Origin of the sequence: Hansschlegelia sp. KR7-227 (assembly GCF_049446035.1) — a bacterium.
Taxonomy (GTDB): domain Bacteria; phylum Pseudomonadota; class Alphaproteobacteria; order Rhizobiales; family Methylopilaceae; genus Methylopila.
In genome coordinates this window covers 222,263-242,967 of the sequence record NZ_JBMSEA010000003.1, presented here as the reverse complement: position 1 = coordinate 242,967, position 20,705 = coordinate 222,263, and the positions used below count along the sequence as shown (strand labels likewise).

Sequence of the window (20,705 nt, the reverse complement as noted above, 5' to 3'; positions counted from 1 at the left end):
TCAGCCGATCCTGCCGCGCGCCGCGACGGCGATCTCGCCGACGATCGCCCCGCCGCGCACGGCGACCAGCCGGTCGACCATGTTGACGACGACGCAGACATGGTTCGGCACGATGCGCACGACCTCGCCGACGCCTGGGCGCTCCCCGCAGGCGGACAGGTCGAGGAAGCCGTGCTCCTCCGACAGCGCGGCGATGCGGGCGCCGGCGAGGTCGAGGATCAGCCCGTGGCCGTCGAGACCGCCGCCGGGATCGCTCGTCAGGGTCTTGGAGCCGGCGTCGACGATCCCGCGCTCCGCGCCAGCGCGGCTGACGACGGTCGCGTAGACCGTGAGCGCGCAGTCGGCGAGCGTCGCGACGCCCGCCGCCATCTGCATGCGGTCGTTGAAGACGTAAGTGCCCGGCCGATGCTCCGTCGCGCCTTTGAGTTCGCCCAGATGCGGCAGGTTCGGAGAGCCGCCGGTCGAGACGATGCGGCAGGCGAGCCCGGCGTCGCGGAGGCCTGCGGTCGCGGCGTCGAGGAAGCTCTGGGTGGCGGGCCAGCGGTCGGGCGGCGGATAGAGCAGCAGGCCGGCGAAGCCGAGGCCGGGCGTCGCCGCGATCCGGCGCGCGAGGGCGACGGCCTCCGCCGGGGTCTCGACGCCCGCCCGCTTCATGCCGGTGTCGCATTCCACCACGACGTCGAGCGTCCGCCCGGCGCGCGCGGCCGCGGTCGCGAGCCCGTCCGCCGTCACGGCGCTGTCGGCGGCTACGGTGACGCTCGCGCGCCGCATGAGCGCGGCGAGGCGCCCGAGCTTCTGCTCGCCGAGAAGATTGTAGCTGATCAGGATGTCGTCGAGGCCGGCCTCCGCCATCACCTCCGCCTCGCCGAGCTTCTGGCAGGTGATCCCGCGGGCGCCGGCGGCGATCTGGAGCTTCGCGATCTCCGGCGATTTGTGCGTCTTGACATGCGGACGGTTGACGACGCCGGCCGCGTCGCAGATCGCCTGCACGCGGGCGATGTTGGCCTCGACGACGTCGAGGTCGATCACGACGGCGGGCGTTCCGAACGTCCGGGCGATCTCGGCGCCGAGCGGGCTCACGAGGCGGCCGCGACCTGTCGCCCGAACGCCGAACCTTCGGCTGCGTGCAGCCAGCGGCCCTTGAGCACGACGCCTTCCGAGACGATGCGCCGGGTCCCCGTCATGCGTTCGCCGACCGTGTCCTCGTAGTCGAACTCTCCGTCGCGGACGGTGAGGACCGTCGCGTCGCCGAGCGAGCCCGGCTTGAGCGAGCCGTATTCGGGCCGCTTCAGCGCCATGGCGGCGTTCACGGTCGAGCGGCGGATCACGTCGTCGAGCGGCATTCCCATGCACAGGAACTTCGACATCGTCGTGACCTGGTCGAAGGCCGGCCCATCGACGCAGAGCTGGTGGACGTCGGAGGAGATCGTGTCGGGCGCGAAGCCCTGCGCCAGCATGGCGCGCGCCGTCTTGAAGGCGAAGGAGCCCATGCCGTGGCCGACGTCGAACAGCACGCCGCGCTCGCGCGCCTCGCGGACCGCGCGCTTCACCGTTCCCTGGGCGGTGCAGGGGGCGTTGGGGAAGGGGCGGAAGCAGTGGGTCAGCACGTCGCCCGGCCGCAGCATGGCGAGCACCTCCTCGTAGGACGGCGGAGGGTGATCGATATGCGCCATGAGCGGCATGCCGACCTCCTCGGCGACCTGAAGCGCGGCGTCGAGCGGCTTCGTGCCCTGGTCGCCCGAGGCGTGCAGGCCGACGCGCACCTTGATCCCGACGATCAGGTCGCGGTTGGCGTCGGCGACCTTCGCGGCCTCGGCCGGCGCCATCAGCCTGATGTCCGCGCTTTCCCCCACCATGATCGTGCGGGAGAAGCCGAAAATGCCGGCGAAGGAGACGTGGAGATAGGCGAGCACGCGCGCCTCCGCGCGCTCGATGATATGGGCCCGGAAGCCCGGCCAGTTGCCGGGGCCTGCGCTGCCGGTGTCGACCGACGTCGTCACGCCGGAGCGGCGGCAGTAGTCGTCCGGGTCGATCCCGAGCGAGGTGCCGCCCCAATAGACATGGGTGTGCAGGTCGATCAGCCCGGGCGTCACGATCGCGCCGGCGACGTCGCGGATCTCCGTCCCCGGGCCGGCCGGCAGATCCGGCCCGAAGCCCGAGACCTTGCCGTTCGCGAAGGCGACGTCGGCGACCCCGTCGAAATCCTGGCTGGGATCGATGACCCGCGCGCCGCGGAGGATGAGGTCGTGGGTGACGGAAAAGGTCATCGGAAGCGGCCGAAAAGGTGATGCGGACAGCAGCCGGCGTGCTTCGAGACGCCGCCCTTTGGGCGGCTCCTCAGCATGAGGACCGTGGAGGATGGCGGCGGAACGGTCTCGACCTGCCCACGTCTCTTCCGCGCTCCGGCATCCTCGGCCCTCCTCATGCTGAGGAGCCTGCGGAGCAGGCGTCTCGAAGCACGCAGACCATCTCCCCCGCCTTCATGCCCGCGCGCCCGACAGCAGCGGATTGTCCTCCGCCGCGCGGTCGTTCAGGTGGCAGGCGGCCTCGTGGCCGCGCTCGACCTCCTTCAGCCGCGGCTCCTCGGACCGGCAGCGCTCAAAGGCGTAGGGGCAGCGGGTGTGGAAGCGGCAGCCCTTGGGCGGGTCGATCGGGCTCGGCACGTCGCCCTTCAGCATGATGCGGTCGCGCTTCGAATCCGGGTCGGGCTTCGGGACCGCGGACAGCAGCGCCTCGGTGTAGGGGTGGCGCGGCCGGGCGAAGATCTGGCGCTTGGTCCCGATCTCCGCGATCTTGCCGAGATACATCACCGCCACCCGGTGCGTCATGTGCTCGACGATCGCAAGATCGTGGCTGATGAACAGCAGCGCGAGGCCGAGCTCGGCCTGGAGGCCGCCGAGCAGGTTGACGATCTGCGCCTTCACGGAGACGTCGAGCGCGGACACCGCTTCGTCGCAGACGATCAGGTCGGGCTCCGCGGCGAGCGCGCGGGCGATGCCGATCCGCTGGCGCTGGCCGCCTGAGAATTCGTGCGGCCAGCGGCCGAGCGCCTCGCGCGGGAGCCCGACCTTGTCCATCAGCGCGTTGAGCTTGCGGTCGAGCTCCTGGCGGTTCTTGGCGAGCCGGAAATTGTTGATCGGCTCGGCCAGCGCGTCGCGCACCCGGATGCGCGGGTTGAGGCTGGAGAACGGGTCCTGGAAGACCACCTGCACCCGCCGCCGCAGCGGTCGGAGCGCACTCGACGACATGTCGTCGATGCGCTGCCCGCCGAGCACGACCTGCCCTCCGGTGGGTTTGAGCAGGCGCAGGATGGCGCGGCCGACCGTCGACTTGCCGCAGCCGCTTTCGCCGACGAGCGACAGCGTCTCGCCCTTCTCGACCCGAAACGACAGGCCGTCGACGGCGTAGACGAAGCGGTCTGCCGCGCCGAACAGGCCGCCGTTCAGGGGAAAGTGCATCTTGAGGTCGTTGACCTCGAGCAGCGGCGCGCTCATGCGGCGACGTCCGTCTCGCGCGCGGCGTGGTGGCAGGCCGCGAAATGGCCGGGGGATTTTTCCTCGAGCGCCGGCGCGAACTGGCGGCAGATCTCCTCGGCCTCGGGGCAGCGGCTTGCAAACACGCAGCCGTCGATCCTGGTCTTGAGGCTCGGCACGATGCCCGGGATCTCGGCGAGCCGCTCGGAGCGGCCCTCGAGCGAGGAGCCCAGCTTCGGCACGGCGCCGAGCAGGCCGCGAGTGTAGGGATGGCGCGGCTTGGCGAAGAGCGGGCGCACCGGCGCCTCCTCGACCTTGCGGCCGGCGTACATCACCACGACCCGGTCGGCGACCTCCGCCACCACGCCGAGGTCGTGGGTGATGATCAGGATGGCGGCGCCGACGCGGGCCTTCAGGTCGCGCATCAGGTCGAGGATCTGGGCCTGGATGGTGACGTCGAGGGCGGTCGTCGGCTCGTCGGCGATCAGCAGCTTCGGCGAGCAGGCGAGCGCCATCGCGATCATCACGCGCTGGCGCATGCCGCCGGAGAGCTGGTGCGGATATTCCGTCGCGCGCCGCTTCGGCTCGGGGATGCCGACGAGCTTCAGCATCTCGACCGCCTTCTCCTCCGCCTGGCCCCGGTCGAGGCCCTGATGGAGCCGGAGCGATTCCCCGATCTGACGGCCGACCCTGAGCACGGGGTTCAGGCTCGTCATCGGCTCCTGAAAAATCATCGAGATGTCGTCGCCGCGGATCGTCTTCATCTCCTTTTCGGAGAGCTTCAGCAGGTCGCGCCCCTCGAAGCGGATCTCGCCGGCGGACTTTCCCGGCGGCTCGGCGATCAGCCGCATGATCGACATCGCGGTGACGGACTTGCCGCAGCCGCTCTCGCCGACGACGGCCAGCGTCTCGCCCTTCTCGATGTGGAACGACACGCCGTCGACCGCGCGGTTGACGCCGTCGGGCGTCCTGAAATGCGTCTGCAGGCGGTCGACCTCGAGCAACGCCATGCGGTCAGAGCCTCTTCGTCTCGGTCACAGGCTCTTCGCCATGCGGGGGTCGAGGGCGTCCCGAAGGCCGTCGCCCAGCAGGTTCACGGCGAGCACGGTGAGCGACAGGAAGACTGCGGGGAAAAACACCAGGCTCGGCTTCACCTGCCAGAGCGCGCGGCCCTCCGCCATGATGTTCCCCCAGGACGGCGTGATCGGCGGCACGCCGGCGCCGATGAAGGACAGGATCGCCTCGACGATCATGGCGGAGGCGCAGATGTAGGTCGCCTGAACCGTCATCGGCGCGAGCGTGTTCGGCAGGATGTGGCGGATAACGATCATCGGCGTTCCCGTGCCGGCGGCGATCGCGGCGTCGACATAGGGCTGCTCGCGCAGGGACAGCACCACGCCGCGCACGAGGCGGGCGACGCGGGGGATTTCGGCGAGCGTGATCGCGACGACCACGTTCTGCAGCGAGCCGCGGGTGAGCGCCATGAGGGCGACCGCGAGCAGGATCGGCGGGATCGACATCATGCCGTCGATCAGCCGCATGACGAAACCGTCGACCCAGCGCACGGTGCCCGACAGCAGCCCGATCGCGAGTCCCGCGATCGAGGCGAGGACTGCGACGGCGAAGCCGACAGTGAGCGAGACGCGCGCGCCGTAGACCACGCGGGAGTAGAGGTCGCGGCCAAGCATGTCGGTGCCGAACCAGGCCTCGGCCGACGGCGGCCGCAGGCGCTTCGAGGTCGCGAGCACGCCAGGATCGACCGTGCCGAGCCACGGCGCGAACACCGCGATCAGCAGCATGACGACGAGAAGCCCGCCGCCGAAGGCGATCGCCGGCCGGCGGCGGGCGAAGCCGAGCGCCCCTGTCAGCCGGCGACGGGGAGGGATGACGTCCGGCAGTTCGGCCGCGACGGCGAGGCCGGGCGGCGGGCGGAGCGCCGCGCTTTCGGCGGCCATCAGTAGCGGATCCTCGGGTCGACGATGGTGTAGACGACGTCGACCCCGAGATTGACGAGCACATAGACGAAGCTGAACAGCAGCACGACGCCTTGGATGACGGGGTAGTCGCGCCTCAGAATCGCGTCGACGATGAGCCGGCCGAGGCCGGGGATCGCGAACACGCTCTCGGTCACCACCGCGCCGCCGATCAGCAGGGCGACGCCGATGCCGATCACGGTGACGATCGGCACGGCGGCGTTCTTCAGCCCGTGCACGAACAGGATGTTGCGCTGGCCGACGCCCTTGGCCTTGGCGGTTCGGATGTAGTCCTGGCTGAGCACGTCGAGCATCGCGGCGCGCGTGATGCGGGCGATCAGCGCGATGTAGACCAGCGCGAGCGTGACCGACGGCAGGATCAGGCTGTGCAGCCACGGACCGACGCCGGCCGCGAAGGGCTTGTAGCCCTGCACCGGAAACCAGCCGAGCTTCAGCGCGAACACATAGGCGACGAGGTAGCCGACGACGAAGACCGGGGTGGAGAAGCCCAGCACGGCGAAGGCCATGGCCGCCCGGTCGATCCAGCTGTCGGCCTTCCACGCCGCGACGACGCCCATCGGCACCGCGACCACGACGGCGATGACGAGCGTGACCGCCATCAGCGACAGCGTCGGCTCGACGCGCTGGCCGATCATGGTGGTGACCGGCAGGTTGGTGAAGATCGACGTGCCGAGATCGCCGCGCAGGATCTGCAGCGCCCATTCGAAGAACCGCACGAGATAGGGTCGGTCGAGGCCCAGCCCCTGGCGAATCTTCTCGACGTCCTCCGGGGACGCCTGGTCGCCCGCGATCACGGCCGCCGGATCGCCGGGGGCGATGTAGAGCAGGCTGAACACGAACAGGGCGACCACGGCCATGACCGGGATCGTGGAGATGACGCGGCGGAGGATGATGACGGGCATCAGGCGGTTCCTCCGGAATGCGCCCGGATCAGAGGCGTGCGCGCTTCGAGACGCATGCCTCCGGCATGCTCCTCAGCCTGAGGAAGAAGGGGTGAGGACGCCAGCGCGCCGAACCTCCTCATGCTGAGCAGCGCCGGCGCTGAGCCGTCGCGTCCCGACGCACGCAGGCCGCCCCTGCAGCCATGTCCCTCACGCCTCCTTCGTCACGTCCCAGAAGAAGGGCAGCGGGCCCTTGCGCACGCCCTTCACGTTCGAGCGCCAGGCCTGATAGCTCAGGAAGAAGCCCGTCGGCGCGTAGACCACGTCGGCGACGGCGGCTTCGTTTGTGCGCGCCAGCGCCGCCTTCTCCGCCTCGAGGTCGGCGGCCTCGAACCAGGCGGTGATGCCCTCCTCGGTCTTCGGGCTGTTCGGCCAGCCGAACCACGCCTTGTCGCCGTTGGCGCGCAACGCGTTGTAGCCCGCGGGGGAGAGGCAGTCGGCGCCGGCGTGCCAGGTGTGGAACATGTTCCAGCCGCCTTCGGCCGGCGGCTTCTTCGAGGCGCGGCGGGAGCCGACGGTGCCCCAGTCGGTCGCGACGAAGTCGACCTTCATGCCCATGCGGCGCAGCAGGTCGGCGGTGACGTCGCCCTGCGCCTTGGTGATCGGCTGGTCCTGCGCCACCACGCAGGTGACCGGCTCGCCGGCATAGCCCGCCTTCTCCAGCATCGCCTTGGCGGCGTCGAGGTTGTTCTGCTTGAGGATGTCGCCGCCCTGCTCGGAGTAGAACTGCGTGCCCGGCGTGAAGAAGCCCGGAAGCGGCTTCCACAGATTGTCGTCGGAGCCGACGATCGCCCGCATGTAGTCTTCCTGGTTCATCGCGGTCAGCACCGCGCGCCGAATCTCGACCTTGTCGAACGGCGGATACAGATGGTTCATGCGGAATGCGCCGACATTGCCGAGCGGATCGGCGATGTCGACCGACACGTCGGACGCCCCTTGCAGCACCGGCACCAGGTCGGAGAGCGGGTTCTCCCACCAGTCGACCTCGCCGTTCTGCAGCGCGGAGAGCGCGGTCGCAGGATCCGGCATGATGATCCACTCGATCCGGTCCAGCATCATCCGCTTGCCGCCGGCGAGCCACGACGCCGGCTCGTCGCGCGGCTTGTAGTCCGCGAATTTCTCGAAGACCGCGATCGCGCCGGGCACCCACTCCTTTTGCACGAACTTCATCGGCCCGGAGCCGACATACTCTTTGACCTGCGTGAAGGGATCGGTCTTGGCGAGACGCTCCGGCATGACGAAGGAGCACGGCGCGTTGTTCTTGCCGAGGGCCAGCAGCATCTTCGGATAGGGCTTCTTCAGCGACCACTTGAAGGTCGTGTCGTCGACCGCGACGAGCTCGTTCTGAATGGCGCGGATCATCAGTCCCATCGGGTCGCGGGCCGACCAGCGGATCAGGCTCGCGACGGCGTCCTTGGCGAGAACCGGCTCGCCGTCGTGGAACTTGAGGCCGGATCGCAGCTTGAACGTCCAGACCAGGCCGTCCGCGGACACCTCCTCGGACTCCACCATCTGCCGCTGCGGCTGCAGCTTCTCGTCGACGCCGTAGAGCGTGTCCCAGACCAGCGCCGCGGCGTTGCGGACGACATATTGCGTGCCCCAGATCGGATCGAAATTCGCCAGATTGGCCTGCGGCACGAACTTCAGCGTCTTCGCCGCGGCGCCTTGAGCGATCGCTGGGGCGGAGAGCCCGCCGGAGGCTCCGATCAGTCCGGCGCCGAGGGAGGCTTGCAGGAAGGTGCGGCGATCCATCGAGTTTCTCCGTGGGGCGGGCCCGCCCCATGCCGGCTGGGACGCCTTACGCCAGGGCCGCTGGAGCAGAGATCATGCCAGCCCGCCGCGCGCGCAGCGGGCCGTCTGCCGACACGGCCAGCTCCCGATTGAAATGGAGGAGCGATGAACAATCAATGGTCAGCGGCGCCGTCCATTTGTGCTCGCTCGATTGCTAGGCGTTCGCCTGCGACGACCTAGGTTGTCGGGGCAGGGATCACAGCCAAGGGGCCGCGCCATGGGCATGTCACGCCGCCGTCTCGGTCAGGTCGCGACGCGAGCCTTGGCCGCTGCGGCCCTCGTCTTCGCCGCGACGGCCGGCGTCCAAGCCAAGACCACCGTCAAGGCCGTGATGCATTCGGGGATCAACATCCTCGACCCGATCGTCACGACCGCGCACATCACGCGCAACCACGGCTATATGATCTTCGACACGCTGCTGTCGATGAACAGCAAATACGAGCCGAAACCGCAGATGGCCGACTTCAAGGTGTCGGACGACAAGCTGACCTACACCTTCACCTTGCGCGACGGACTGTTCTGGCACGACGGGCCGCCTGTCACGGCGGAGGACTGCGTGGCCTCTCTGAAGCGCTGGGCGGCGCGCGACGCGGGCGGGCAGATGCTGATGGACTCGGTCGAGAGCCTGACGGCGACCGACCCCAAGACCATCACGCTCAAGCTGTCGAAGCCGTTTCCCTTCGTGCTCGACCTGATCGCGAAGCCGGCCTCGGTGGTCCCCTTCATGATGCCGAAGCGGCTCGCCGAGACGCCGCCGACCGAGGCGATCAAGGAGATGATCGGCTCCGGTCCGTTCCGCTTCGTCGCCGCGGAGTACCGGCCGGGCGACCGCACCGTGTACGAGAGGTTCGAGAAGTATCAGCCGCGGCCGGAGCCGGCCGAATGGCTCTCGGGCGGCAAGACGGTCAAGGTCGACCGCGTCGAATGGATCAACATGCCGGACGCCCAGACCGCGGTGAACGCGCTGTCGACCGGCGAGATCGACTATATGGAGCAGCCCTCGGTCGACCTGCTGCCGCTGCTGCAGGCCGCGCCCGAGGACGTCACGGTCGAGATCTACAACGAGCTCGGCTCGCAGACGATGGGCCGGATGAACTTCCTCTATCCGCCGTTCGACGACGTCCGCATCCGCAAGGCGGCGCTCTATGCGCTCAATCAGGAAAGCGTGCTGCAGGCGCTGATCGGAAACCCCGAATATTTCCAGCTGTGCCCGTCCATGTATGGCTGCGGCACGCCGCTCTCGACCGACGCCGGCGAAGGCGCGGCCACCATCGGCAAGGGGGACATGGAGAAGGCGAAGGCGCTGCTGAAGGAGGCCGGCTACGACGGCAAGCCGATCGTCATCATGCACCCGACCGACACGATCTCCACGGCCTCCCAGCCGGTGGTCGCGACCGAGCTGCTGCAGGCCGCCGGCTTCAAGGTCGATCTGCAGCCGATGGATTGGCAGACCCTGGTCGCGCGCCGCGCCAGCCAGAAACCACCGGCCGAAGGCGGCTGGAATATGTTCTTCACCAACTGGGTGATCCCGGAGATCTGGAATCCGGTGGTCAACCCGATGATCAACGGCCGCGGCAAGAAGGGCTTCTTCGGCTGGCCCGACGACCCGGAGCTGGAGAAGCTGCGCGCCGATTTCGTGACGGCGGAGGGCGACGACCAGCGCAAGGCGATCGCGAAAGCCATCCAGGAGCGCGCCTATGACCAGGTGATCTATGTCCCGCTCGGCCAATACCGCATGCCGGCCGCCTGGCGGACGACGCTGACGGGGATCGTGAAGTCGCCCATCCCCGTGTTCTGGGGCCTGGAGAAAAAAAGCTGACGGAGGCCTGAATGCCCGCGCTCCCCGACATCGTCGCCTTCGAAGACGATCTGAAGGCGATCCGCCACGATCTGCACGCCCATCCCGAGATCGGCTTCGAGGAGGAGCGCACGTCGGCGATCGTCGCGGAGAAGCTCGCCTCCTTCGGGATCGAGGTGCATCGCGGGATCGGCAAGACCGGCGTCGTCGGCATCCTCCGGGGCGAGGGCGGATCGGGCCGCCGCATCGGCCTGCGCGCGGACATGGACGCGCTGCCGATCGTCGAGACCACCAACCTGCCCTATCGCTCGCAGAACCCGGGCGTGTTCCACGGCTGCGGCCATGACGGCCACACCACGATGCTGCTCGGCGCCGCGCGCTATCTCGCGGCGAAGCGCGACTTTCCCGGCACGGCGGTGTTCGTGTTCCAGCCGGCGGAGGAGGGGCTCGGCGGCGCGCGCGCGATGATCGCAGACGGACTGTTCGACCGCTTTCCCGTCGACGAGATCTACGGGCTGCACAATGCGCCCTATCTCGAGGCCGGCCAGATCGCCGTGTTTCCCGGCCCCGCGATGGCGGCCGCAGACTTCTTCGACATCAGGATCACCGGGGCGGGCAGCCACGCCGCCATGCCCCAGGTGTCGCGCGATCCGGTGGTGGCGGCCTCCGCGCTCGTGCAGGCGCTGCAGTCGATCGTCAGCCGCAACGCCAGCCCGCTGAAGTCCGCCGTGCTGTCGATCACGCAGATCCATGCGGGATCGGCCTACAACGTGATTCCCGAGGAGGCGACGCTGACGGGCACGATGCGGGCCTTCCACCCCGAGATCATGGAGCTCATGCGGGAGCGCCTCAGGGCCGTCGCCGACGGCGTCGCCAAGGCGTTCGCGGTCGAGATCGCCGTCGATCTGCGGTCGATCTTCGACGTGCTGATCAATCACGAGGAGCAGGCCGCGCATTTCGCCGAGGCCGCCCGCGAGATCGTGGGCGACGAGGGGCTGCTGACCGATCCTCGCCCGATGATGGGCTCGGAGGATTTCGCCGACATGCTGCGCAAGGCGCCGGGCTGCTACGCCTGGGTCGGTCAAGCCGGGGACGTGCCGCTGCACAATCCCGGCTATATTCTGGACGACGGCATCCTGCCGGTCGGCGCCAGCCTGCTCGCCCGCATCGTGGAGCGCCGCCTCGCGGCCTGACGGCATGGCGCCTCGTCGCCCCGGCTGCCCGCCGCATACGCCGCCGTCGTCCTCCGGCTTGACCGGAGGACCCATCCTGGACGTAAGGCCTGAACCCGAAATGGATGGTCCGGTCAAGCCGGACCATGACGGCGGCTCTAAGTGAGGTCGTCTCGTTGAGCGCGCCGAAGCGTCAGCCGTCCATCGCGGCCATGGCGCCGGCCCCTTCGGGCAGCACCTGGCCGCCGTCGACCACGATCGTCTGGCCGGTGACGTAATTCGCGGCGTCGCTCGCGAAATAGAGCGCGGCGCCCGCGATGTCGGCGACCACGCCCAGGCGGCGCATCGGGATCGAGGCGCACATTCCGTCGATGTAGTCCTGACCCATGCCGTCGAGGCCCTCGGTCATGATGTTGCCGGGCATGACGGCGTTCACGGTGATCGCGAACGGCGCGAGCTCGATCGCGGCGGTGCGCATGAAGCCGAGCTGGCCGGCCTTGCTCGCCCCGTAATGCGCCCAGCCCGGGAAGCCGGTGATCGGCCCTGTGATGGAGGAGGTCAGCACGATGCGGCCCTTGCCGGCGGCCTTCATGGCCGGCAGCACGGCCGAGACCGACAGGAACGTGCCCTTGAGGTTGACCCCGATCACGTGGTCGAAATCGGCCGCGGTCATGTCTCCGAGCTTCACTGCCGGGAAGATCCCGGCGTTGGCGCAGAGCACGTCGATCGCGCCGTAGCGCTCGAGGGCTGCCTCCGCCATCGCCTTGGTGGAGTCGGTGTCGGCTACATCCGCGGCGAACCCCGTCGCCCCGCCGCCGAGCTCCTTCGCCACGGCGTCGGCCTCCGCGGCGTTGCGCGAGACCACGAGCACCGCGTAGCCGGCGTCCGCGAAGCCTTTCGCGATGCCCTTGCCGATGCCCTTCGTGCCGCCCGTGACGATGACCGAGCGAGGCCGTTCCGCGTTCATCTCAGTCCCTCATGATTGCCATGGATCGCGCGGCGCCTCAGGCCCGGACGCGCGCCTTGTCGGGATCGTAATGCGGGAAGCGGACGACCGTCGCGGAAATTCGTTTCTGCTGGCCGTCGAGCTTGCCGATCTCGACCGCGGTCCCGAGCTCGGCGTAGGTCACGTCGAGCCGGGCGAGCGCGATGGTCTTGCCGAGGACCGGCGAGCGCGTCGCGCTCGTCACCACGCCGATCTGGGCGCGGCCGACATGGACGCAGTCGCCATGGCCGATATGTTCGGCGCCCGTCACGTCGAGGCCGACGAGTTTCTTCGACGGGTTGGCGCGGCGCCGGGCGAGCGCCTCCGAGCCGACGTAAGGGTCGGCCTTCTCCGCGGGGACGGCGAAGCCGATGCCGGCCTCGAACGGGTCCGTCTGGTCGCAGAACTCGTAGCCGGAGAAGGCGAGCCCCGCCTCGATGCGCAGCATGTCGAGCGCCTTCAGGCCGAGCGGCGCGACGCCGTGAGGTTCGCCCGCCGCCATGATCGCGTCCCAAATCTCCGGCGCCCGTTCGGGATGGCACCAGATCTCGTAGCCGAGCTCGCCGGTGTAGCCGGTGCGCGAGACCAGGACGGGGGCGCCCGCGATCCGGCCCACGGTGAAGCGGAACCACTTGAGCTCGGCCAGCGTCGGCTGGTGCGGCGGCGTGACGACGAGGGGGGCGAGGATGTCGCGCGAGCGCGGGCCCTGCAGGGCGACGTTGTGGAGCTGGTCGGTCGAGCTCTTCACCCAGACCTTCAGCCCGTGCTTCGCGGCGAGCTCCCGCAGATGGACCCCGCAATAGTCCTCGCCGCAGATCCAGCGGAAGTTCTGCTCGCCGAGACGGAACACGGTGCCGTCGTCGATCATGCCGCCGTGCTCGTAGCACATGGCGGTGTAGACCACCTGCCCGACGGCGAGCTTCTTCATGTTGCGGGTGACGGCGAGCTGCATCAGCGTCTCGGCGTCGGGGCCGAGCACCTCGAACTTCCGGAGCGGCGACAGGTCCATGATCGCGGCGCGCTCGCGGGCCGCCCAGTATTCGGCGATCGGCCCCTCGGCGGAATAGCAGTCCGCAAGCCAGAAGCCGCGATACTCGACGAACGTCCGCGTCAACGCGGAGGTGCGCGGATGGAATCCGCTTTCGCGCGTCAGGCGCGGCTCGGCGTCGGGCGTCATGCGGTGGGCGATGCCTCTGGAGAAGGTTTCGGACGAATCGTAGACGCGCACATGGACGTCGGTCGGCTCCCAGCCGTTCGCGGGATCGATGTCGTCGGCGCAGGACGAGGAGGCGCAGACGAGATCCGTCAGCGCGCGCAGGAGAACGTAGTCGCCGGGGCGCGACCACGGCTCGTCCATGCCGATCGAATCGTCCGGACCGACGAAGGTGTTGTAGAAAAAGTTGATCGCCGGCCAGCCGGCCTTCGGCGCCACGCCGTAGGGCTTCAGCGCGCGGTTGAAATTGTCCGTGCAGTTGTCGTGACCGGGATAGCCCAAATCGTCGTAGTATTTCGTGTTGCACGCCAGCAGGAAGGCGTCGTGCCGGCCGACGGTGTCGCGCACGATCTCGACCAGCGGCGTCAGGCGGGCGTCGAAATACTTTGAATGCAGGCCGGGACCTGGGTTGGCGGTCGCCATCAGCGTGCGGGTGACGGTCGGATCGAGCCCGAACTCCTCGCCGTTCTCGAGCGCGGCGGCGTCGAAGGCGAGGAAGTCGGAGCACTGCTTGCCGTCGACGTCGATGATCTGGATGTAGTCGCCCGCCTTGACGCGGTAGGCCTCCGCCGTCGCCGCCCGCACCCGCAGGTCGAGCTTCGGCTCGGCGAGCGGCGGCGGAGCCGCCCCGCGCGGGGGCGCGTCGGTCGCGATCTCCACCCTCAGGTCGGTCGGCGGCGTCTGTTCGTCGGGCGCCATGGCGGAGCCCGCGGGCGTCAGCGCGACGACGGCGTCGGCGGTCGCCTCGAAGGCCGCGACGGTCCCGGGAGCGCCGTCGGTCGAAAACAGCCGGAAGCCCGCCAAGCGCGAGACGTCGACGCCGCGGGCGGCGAGCGCCGCCTTCGCCGCGGCGGCCGCGTCCGCGTCGTCCTCGGCGGAGGGCGTGAAGTCACCCACGAGCGCCCCCTCGGCCGCGAACAGCAGGCCGGGTTGACGGCCTTCGGCGTCGAGCACCCGGCAACGGTCGCCCGCCGAGAGGCCGAACACGAGCGGCTCGCCGCCGCGGGCGACGAGCGTCGTCACGCGGCGCGGCTGCGGATCGGGCATGGCGTCCATGAATGCGTCTCCCGGCCGCCGCCGAAGGCGCAGCCCCTGCAATTTGCGTCATGGTCCGGCTCGACCGGACCATCCATGCGCGTGCGTCGGCCGGATCCTCCGTCCCGCCGGAGGATGAAGGCCGCCGGCGCGTCCCGTCGGGCCTTACTCCGCGGCTTCGCGGTTCGGCTGGTTCAGGAACGCGTCGAGCGAGTCGTCCATCGCCTTCATCCACGTCGTGTGATGCACGGGCGCGACGTTGCCGGTGATGACCGACGGGTAGGAACGGTCGCGATAGGTGAGGATGCCCTCGACCTTGTGGTGCTCCCACTCCTTGAACAGCCGCGCCACCTCGTCGACGTCGAGCCGGGGATAATCGGTCGGCGCCAGCAGGTCGCGCATGTAGTCGGTCTGGAAGTCGATCATCTGCTCGGCGTCCTCCAGGGCCTCCTCGCGGCGGACCCAGGCCTCGCTGTCCGCGTGCTGGGCGGCGCGGTCCGGCAGCGCGATCCGGCCGAGCACGACGTCGCGGGCGTACCAGGCCTGCGCGTCGAACATGTTGAAGGTGTAGAACTGGTCCTGCGCGCCGACATACATCAGCTTCGGGTTCGGCTCCCAGAACACGCCCTTGTAGAGGTTCGGCGGGAACAGCCGGTTGCGCGTCTCCAGCCTGAGATCGTCGGGCAGGAACGGGTAGTGGTTGAGATAGCCCGTGCAGAAGATGATCGCGTCGACGTTCTCGGCCGTCGAGCCGTCCTTGAAGTGGCAGGTCTTGCCGACGACCTTGGTCAGCAGCGGCTTCTCCGAGAAGCTCTCCGGCCAGTCGAAGCCCATGGGCTTCGTGCGGTAGCTGAAGGTGATGCGCTTCGCGCCGTATTTGTGGCACTGCGTCGCGATGTCTTCCGCCGAATAGCTCGAGCCGATCAGCAGCACGTGCTTGCCCGCGAATTCGTCCGCGCAGCGGAAGTCGTGGGCGTGCAGCACGCGCCCGAGAAACTTCTCCACGCCTTCGAATTCCGGCACGTTCGGCGTCGAAAAGTGGCCGTTGCACACGAAGACGTAGTCGAACGTCTCCGAGAAGCGCTTCTTGGCGACGAGGTCCTTCACCGTGACGGTGAACTTTTCCGTCTCGGCGTCATATTCGACGTCGCGGACGGCGTGGTTGAACTTGCAGTATTTGCGCACGCCCGACTTCTCGACCCGGCCGGCGATGTAGTCGTGCAGCACGGCGCGGGGAGGATAGGACGGGATCGGGCGGCCGAAATGCTCCTCAAAGGAGTAGTCGGCGAATTCGAGGCATTCCTTGGGGCCGTTCGACCAGAGATAGCGGTACATCGAGCCGTGCACGGGCTCGCCGAACTCGTCGAGGCCGGTGCGCCAGGTGTAGTTCCAGAGGCCACCCCAGTTCGACTGCTTTTCGTAGCAGACGATCTCCGGAACCTCGACGCCCGCCGCCCGCGCCGATTCGAAGGCGCGAAGAACGGCGAGGCCGCTCGGTCCGCCTCCAATGACTGCCACCCTCGTCATGGTATCGCTCCTCCCTGTAACGCGCGCCGATCATCCTTCGTGAAATCGTTTCGACCGGCAATAGTGACGAAGGGCACCACGAGACTGGACGAACCTGCAGCGGAAATGGGCGCCATTGCCGCCGTATTGTGCAATGCAGTCGGTCGACGCTCTTGCGGCGCAGCATTTCAGTCGCAGCGCTTCAATCGGCGCCGCGGGACGCCGCCTTTCATCTTTGACGCCGTCTCCGGCTTCGCCCCCGCGACGCTCACTCCGGATCGGAGAGGGGCGGGGCGCGGCCGAACTTCTGCACGAGCGCCCGCTCCGAGGCGACGCCGGCCTTTCGGTAGATGCGGAGCCGGTAATTTTTGACCGTGCCTTTGCTGATCTGCAGCCTTTGAGCGATCAGGCCGGTGGTGCGTCCGGCCATCACGAGCTCGAAGATCTCCTTTTCGCGTGCGGTCAGGGCGGCGTTGAAGCGGGCAAGCTGGTCCGTCGCCTCGCCGCCGTCGGCCCCGTCGGGCAACGCCGTCAGCACGAACATCCGTCCCGATGGGGCAAGCGGAAAGTAGCGGTCGAACCGCTCGATCTTCAGCAGGTGGTTCGTCAGCGCGACCGACCGCTCGCCGCGGGCGGCCGCCACCGCCTCGGCGATCTCTTTGTCCGCGAGCGCGGCCTCGCGCCAGGACGTCGTGGCGAAGATCTCCAGGCCGAAGCGGTCCTGGACCAGCGTGGGGCGTGTGAGCAGCTCGCTCGCGCTCGCATCCCCGGCGTAGCGCAAGCGGTCGAAGATCCGGCCGAGATGCGCGGTGTGGAAGCCGTCCAGGACCGGGAACATGAGCCTGGCGCGCTCGATCTCGGCGGTCGTGAACAGCCCCTTCTCGCGTTCGAGAAACAGCCCGAGCGAGCAGTGGCCGACGGTCGAGAAGAAGACGCCGAGTTCGTCGGAGATGTTGGCGGAGGCCTTGAACAGCGCGCTGTAGGGCTGCGGGTCGACGCCCCCCTGATCGCGGCTGAAGCCGGCGAGGGTGCGGACGCCCGGCTCTTCGTGCAGCTTCCAGTGAGCGGAGAAGGGATCGAGTTCGGCGCAGCGCGCCACATAGAAGTCGACGACCTGCTGTGGGACGCCGGACGTGTAGATCACGTCCGGCGGCGCGACCCTCGAGTAGCGGATGATCCACCCCGCGCAATGGGGGATCGTCGCGCCGAACAGGCGGATCAGATGCTCGTGGAACCGATCGGTTCCGATGGACGAGGCAACCTCCCCGAGGCGGCGGAACCACTCGTCCTGGGCGATTCTGATCGTCGGCGGGGCGGGGTGTCCGCTCAGGTCGGCCGCTTCTGCGCGGCTCCCGGGCGCCCGGATCGCCGAAACCGCCGCCAGTCCCAGCGCGCTCAAGGCACGCTCCGCTCTTCGAGCTTGGCTTCGTAGAGCGGCAGCAGCTTGTTCACCAGAGCGCGCTCCGTCGACACGGCCGCCTTACGGTAGATCCGCATCTTGCAGTTCTTGATCGTGCCGACGCCGATGTCGAGCCGCCGGGAGATTTCGGCGCTGTTCCTGCCCTGCATCACGAGATCCAGAATATCGCGTTCGCGCGGCGTGAAGATCCCGAGCAGGTTGGACAGCCGCGCGCGGCGGTCGGCGGCCTCCGCGGACCGGCGCTCGAGGACGAACATGCGGCCGCCGGGCGCCAGCGGGAAGTCCCCGCCGAGCGTCTCGCACCGGAGCGTGAGTTCGCCGAGTTCGACCTGCCCGGCCGGCCCGCCGGACATCGTGGCGAGCGCCTGCCCGATCGACGGCGCGCGCGTGACGGCCTCGTCCCAGGACTCGTTGGAGTAGACGGCCTGGCCGGTTCGGTCCTGGATGAGGGTCGGCCGGTTGATCAGGCCGGTCGTCTCCGGCGCGTTCGTGTGGCGAAGTTCGTTGAACAGCCAGCCGAGATGGGCACGCTGAAACCCTTGCAAAGCGGGGAGCATGAGCCGCGCCCTGGCCACCTCCGCCTGCGTGAACCGCCCATGCTCGCGCTCCAGGAAGAACGAGAAACAATTGTGCGCGGTGACGGGAAAGAACACGCCGAGTTCGTCGGTGACGCCGGCCGCCGGCAGGAACAGCCTGACATAATGGAGATACTCCACGCTGTCGTCGCGCAGGGAGGCGAGCGTGAAGACGCCCGCTTCCCGTCGGGCGCGCCAGCGGCGCGAGAACGGGTCCACACCGGAGCATTGCTCGACATAGGTCTGGAGCGCCGGTTCGGAGACGTTCCGCGTGTAGACCACGTCCGGAGGCGCTTCGCCGGAGTACCTGATGATCCAGGCGGCGTCGCTCGGAATGCTGGCCTCCATCAGCTTGATGAGCTCGCAGTGGAAGAACTCGGTGCCGATGGATTTAATGCACTCGCCCGCGTGAGCGAACCAATCGGGAGCGTCCAGGCGTGGCAGAGCAGGCAGCGCGCTCATTGGCTTCATGCCGGGATCGGTGGACGTCCTGTTTAGAAAGAGGCTAGGCGAGCGACGGGTCAACCCCGCGCCGGGAGCGCCGGGGGCGGAAGAGCGGCGTCGCGGCCGTGCCTCCGCCCGCTCGGGCGCCGGCTCATAGTGCCAGTCGTCACCATTGCGCCTCAAAATTCTTTCGCCGACCGTCCGGCAATTGCGTCGTACGAGCGGACCCTCGTCGGTAAGCGTTGGCGTCGGAAGGCGCGGGTTATACGCCCGAGCCGACGGTGATCGCGCGCACGTAGTCAATAGGCGGAAAGCAACGACGGCGTGAACACGCCGGGCGGCGCGCCTGTCGACGCCTTCTGTACCGACGGGAATGCAGGATTGACTGGCGCCTCGTTCATGGTCGTGGCGCCCAAATCTTTATCTTGAAGAAAATTTTTTGACAGATACGAAAAAGACTGCGTCAATACGGTGGTGACGGCGCATCTGCGCGGCCCACCCGATGAAAGCGTCTTCGATGTTTGCAGCCTTGAGCGACTGCGCTGCGAGCGCGTCACGGGCCACGGCTCTCTCCCATCGCATGCGATCGGCGTCCCTTTCGCGGCCCGAGGCGAGAGACGCGCTTCGGGGCCAAGCCCGCGCCGCCGCCGACATCCGACCGGTCTAGCCGCGCAATCAAAAAACAAGACGTGGGGAGAGAGACATGACGTTAGCAGCGACCGAGGCGCCGGTGGGGCCGGACGACGTCCATAGGCTTAAGCGGCACATCTCCTGGACGGGCGCGTTCTGGGTCGCGAGCGGCGTGCCCGCGCTCGTCCTGTTCTCGATCGGCGGCATCGCCGGCACGACGGGCACGGTCGCCTTCGCGATCTGGGCGGCGTCGATGGCGATGGGCTTCCTGCAGTCCTTCGTCTACGCGGAGATCGCGGGCCTGTTCCCCAACAAGTCCGGCGGCGCCTCGATCTATGGCGCGGCCGCCTGGGTGCGCTACGCCAAGCCGATCGCCCCGCTGTCGGTGTGGTGCAACTGGTTCGCCTGGTCGCCGGTGCTGTCGCTCGGCTCCTCGATCGCGGCGGGCTACATCCTGACCGCGCTCGCGCCGGACGCGACGTCCGCGCTCAGGACCTGGACCCTGTTCACGGGCTCGCTCGGACCGGTGTCGTTCTCCTTCAACGCGGCCTTCTTCATCGGCGCCGCCCTGATGCTGCTCACCTTCTTCATCCAGCACCGCGGCATCCTCGGCACGGCGTCGGTCCAGAAGTACATCGGCATCCTGGTCATCGTGCCGCTCGCGATCGTCGGCCTCGTGCCGCTGCTCACGCACGGGGTGAACTGGGCGAACTTCACGCCCTTCGTCCCGCTTGCCGAAGCCTACAAGCCCGAGCCCGGCGCGTGGAACATCGCCGGCTGGACGCTGGTGCTCGGCGGCATGTTCATCGCGGCCTGGTCCACCTACGGCTTCGAGACCGCGGTCTGCTACACGAGCGAGTTCAAGAACCCGAAGACCGACACCTTCAAGGCGATCTTCTACTCCGGTCTGCTCTGCATCGCGTTCTTCGTGATCGTGCCCTTCACGTTCCAGAGCGAGCTCGGGCTGACCGGCATGCTCGAGACCCCGGTGGTCGACGGCTCCGGCGTCGCGGCCGCGCTCGCCCACATGGTCGGCGGCGGACCGCTGATCGAGAACGCGCTGGTCATGCTGATGATCCTCGCGCTGCTGCTGTGCATCATGACGGCGATGGCGGGCTCCTCGCGCACGCTCTTCCAGGGCTCGGTCGACGGCTGGCTGCCGCGCTACCTCTCCTTCGTGAACCACCACGGCGCGCCGACCAACGCGATGTGGACCGATCTCGGCTTCAACCTGGTCCTGCTCGCGATCGCCTGCGCCGACGCCACCTCGTTCTTCTTCATTCTGGCGGTGTCGAACTGCGGCTACATCATCTTCAACTTCCTGAACCTGAACGCCGGCTGGATCCATCGGATCGACAACGGCCATGTCGACCGCCCGTTCAAGGCGCCGGTGGCCATCATCGCGATCGGGACGCTCTTCGCCTTCGTCAACGCGGTCTTCATGGGCGCCGGCGCGAAGGTCTGGAACCCGATGGCGCTCTGGGCGGGGCTGATCACGGCGGCGATGATCGTGCCGGTGTTCTTCTACCGGCACTACGTGCAGGACAAGGGCCGGTTCCCGGACAGAATGCTCGAGGATCTCGGCGTCGGCTCCGACGGCGCGCTGGGCGAGCGCAAGGCCGGCGTGCTGCCGTACCTCACCCTCGCCGCAGGCGTGGCGACGGTGCTGATCGCGAACTGGGTCTTCCAGTTCTGACTTGACGCGGGCCCTGGCGCTTCGCGGCGCCG

Annotated in this window: 16 protein-coding genes; 3 read left to right on the top strand and 13 right to left on the bottom strand. The window is 68.5% G+C overall.

Going from position 1 to position 20,705, the window contains the following annotated elements:
- The 7 genes from ACO2RJ_RS18600 to ACO2RJ_RS18570 form a co-directional block, all read right to left on the bottom strand.
- The gene (locus ACO2RJ_RS18600; RefSeq protein WP_423269663.1) at nt 1–1,080 is read right to left on the bottom strand and encodes a D-TA family PLP-dependent enzyme; all 1,080 of its coding nucleotides are present in this window, start codon (nt 1,078–1,080) and stop codon (nt 1–3) included.
- Entirely contained in the window at nt 1,077–2,267 is a 1,191-nt protein-coding gene (locus ACO2RJ_RS18595; RefSeq protein ID WP_423269661.1) for an amidohydrolase/deacetylase family metallohydrolase, read from the bottom strand. Before ACO2RJ_RS18595 ends, ACO2RJ_RS18600 begins: the two co-directional genes overlap by 4 nt.
- Before the next feature lie 213 nt (nt 2,268–2,480).
- The gene (locus ACO2RJ_RS18590) at nt 2,481–3,494 is read right to left on the bottom strand and encodes an ABC transporter ATP-binding protein (protein WP_423269659.1); all 1,014 of its coding nucleotides are present in this window, start codon (nt 3,492–3,494) and stop codon (nt 2,481–2,483) included.
- Nucleotides 3,491–4,483 (bottom strand): ABC transporter ATP-binding protein, encoded by a 993-nt coding sequence (locus ACO2RJ_RS18585; RefSeq protein ID WP_423269657.1) that lies wholly within the window; start codon nt 4,481–4,483, stop codon nt 3,491–3,493. The genes ACO2RJ_RS18590 and ACO2RJ_RS18585 overlap by 4 nt, the downstream gene beginning before the upstream one ends.
- Nucleotides 4,484–4,507: 24 nt before the next feature.
- On the bottom strand, nt 4,508–5,428 hold the full coding sequence (locus tag ACO2RJ_RS18580) for an ABC transporter permease (protein ID WP_423269655.1): 921 nt from the start codon (nt 5,426–5,428) through the stop codon (nt 4,508–4,510).
- Nucleotides 5,428–6,369: an ABC transporter permease gene (locus ACO2RJ_RS18575; protein ID WP_423269653.1), complete on the bottom strand. Its 942-nt coding sequence runs from the start codon at nt 6,367–6,369 to the stop codon at nt 5,428–5,430. Before ACO2RJ_RS18575 ends, ACO2RJ_RS18580 begins: the two co-directional genes overlap by 1 nt.
- A 189-nt stretch (nt 6,370–6,558) precedes the next feature.
- Nucleotides 6,559–8,160 carry an ABC transporter substrate-binding protein gene (locus ACO2RJ_RS18570; RefSeq protein ID WP_423269651.1) on the bottom strand — a complete coding sequence of 534 codons (1,602 nt, stop codon included), beginning with the start codon at nt 8,158–8,160 and terminating at the stop codon, nt 6,559–6,561.
- A 256-nt stretch (nt 8,161–8,416) separates the two neighbouring features.
- Between ACO2RJ_RS18570 and ACO2RJ_RS18565 the strand changes: the two genes are divergently transcribed.
- Entirely contained in the window at nt 8,417–10,018 is a 1,602-nt protein-coding gene (locus tag ACO2RJ_RS18565) for an ABC transporter substrate-binding protein (protein ID WP_423269649.1), read from the top strand.
- A gap of 11 nt (nt 10,019–10,029) precedes the next feature.
- On the top strand, nt 10,030–11,190 hold the full coding sequence (locus ACO2RJ_RS18560) for a M20 aminoacylase family protein (protein ID WP_423269647.1): 1,161 nt from the start codon (nt 10,030–10,032) through the stop codon (nt 11,188–11,190).
- Between the two features lie 172 nt (nt 11,191–11,362).
- Here ACO2RJ_RS18560 and fabG read toward each other — a convergent pair whose 3' ends face one another.
- The 6 genes from fabG to ACO2RJ_RS18530 form a co-directional block, all read right to left on the bottom strand.
- Entirely contained in the window at nt 11,363–12,136 is a 774-nt protein-coding gene (fabG, locus tag ACO2RJ_RS18555; protein ID WP_423269645.1) for a 3-oxoacyl-ACP reductase FabG, read from the bottom strand.
- A gap of 37 nt (nt 12,137–12,173) precedes the next feature.
- Nucleotides 12,174–14,423, bottom strand: coding sequence for a DUF1989 domain-containing protein (locus ACO2RJ_RS18550; RefSeq protein ID WP_423269643.1), 2,250 nt, complete (start codon nt 14,421–14,423; stop codon nt 12,174–12,176).
- Between the two features lie 144 nt (nt 14,424–14,567).
- Nucleotides 14,568–15,929, bottom strand: coding sequence for an NAD(P)-binding domain-containing protein (locus ACO2RJ_RS18545; protein ID WP_423269642.1), 1,362 nt, complete (start codon nt 15,927–15,929; stop codon nt 14,568–14,570).
- 247 nt (nt 15,930–16,176) lie between these two features.
- Nucleotides 16,177–17,307, bottom strand: coding sequence for a LuxR C-terminal-related transcriptional regulator (locus ACO2RJ_RS18540; protein WP_423269640.1), 1,131 nt, complete (start codon nt 17,305–17,307; stop codon nt 16,177–16,179).
- Complete coding sequence (locus ACO2RJ_RS18535; protein ID WP_423269638.1) at nt 17,304–18,374, bottom strand: response regulator transcription factor; 1,071 nt, start codon at nt 18,372–18,374, stop codon at nt 17,304–17,306. The genes ACO2RJ_RS18540 and ACO2RJ_RS18535 overlap by 4 nt, the downstream gene beginning before the upstream one ends.
- A gap of 272 nt (nt 18,375–18,646) precedes the next feature.
- Nucleotides 18,647–18,904 (bottom strand): hypothetical protein, encoded by a 258-nt coding sequence (locus tag ACO2RJ_RS18530; protein WP_423269636.1) that lies wholly within the window; start codon nt 18,902–18,904, stop codon nt 18,647–18,649.
- A gap of 146 nt (nt 18,905–19,050) precedes the next feature.
- On the opposite strand from ACO2RJ_RS18530, the gene ACO2RJ_RS18525 reads away from it, so the two are divergent.
- On the top strand, nt 19,051–20,673 hold the full coding sequence (locus tag ACO2RJ_RS18525) for an APC family permease (protein WP_423269634.1): 1,623 nt from the start codon (nt 19,051–19,053) through the stop codon (nt 20,671–20,673).
- Nucleotides 20,674–20,705 lie beyond the last annotated feature (32 nt).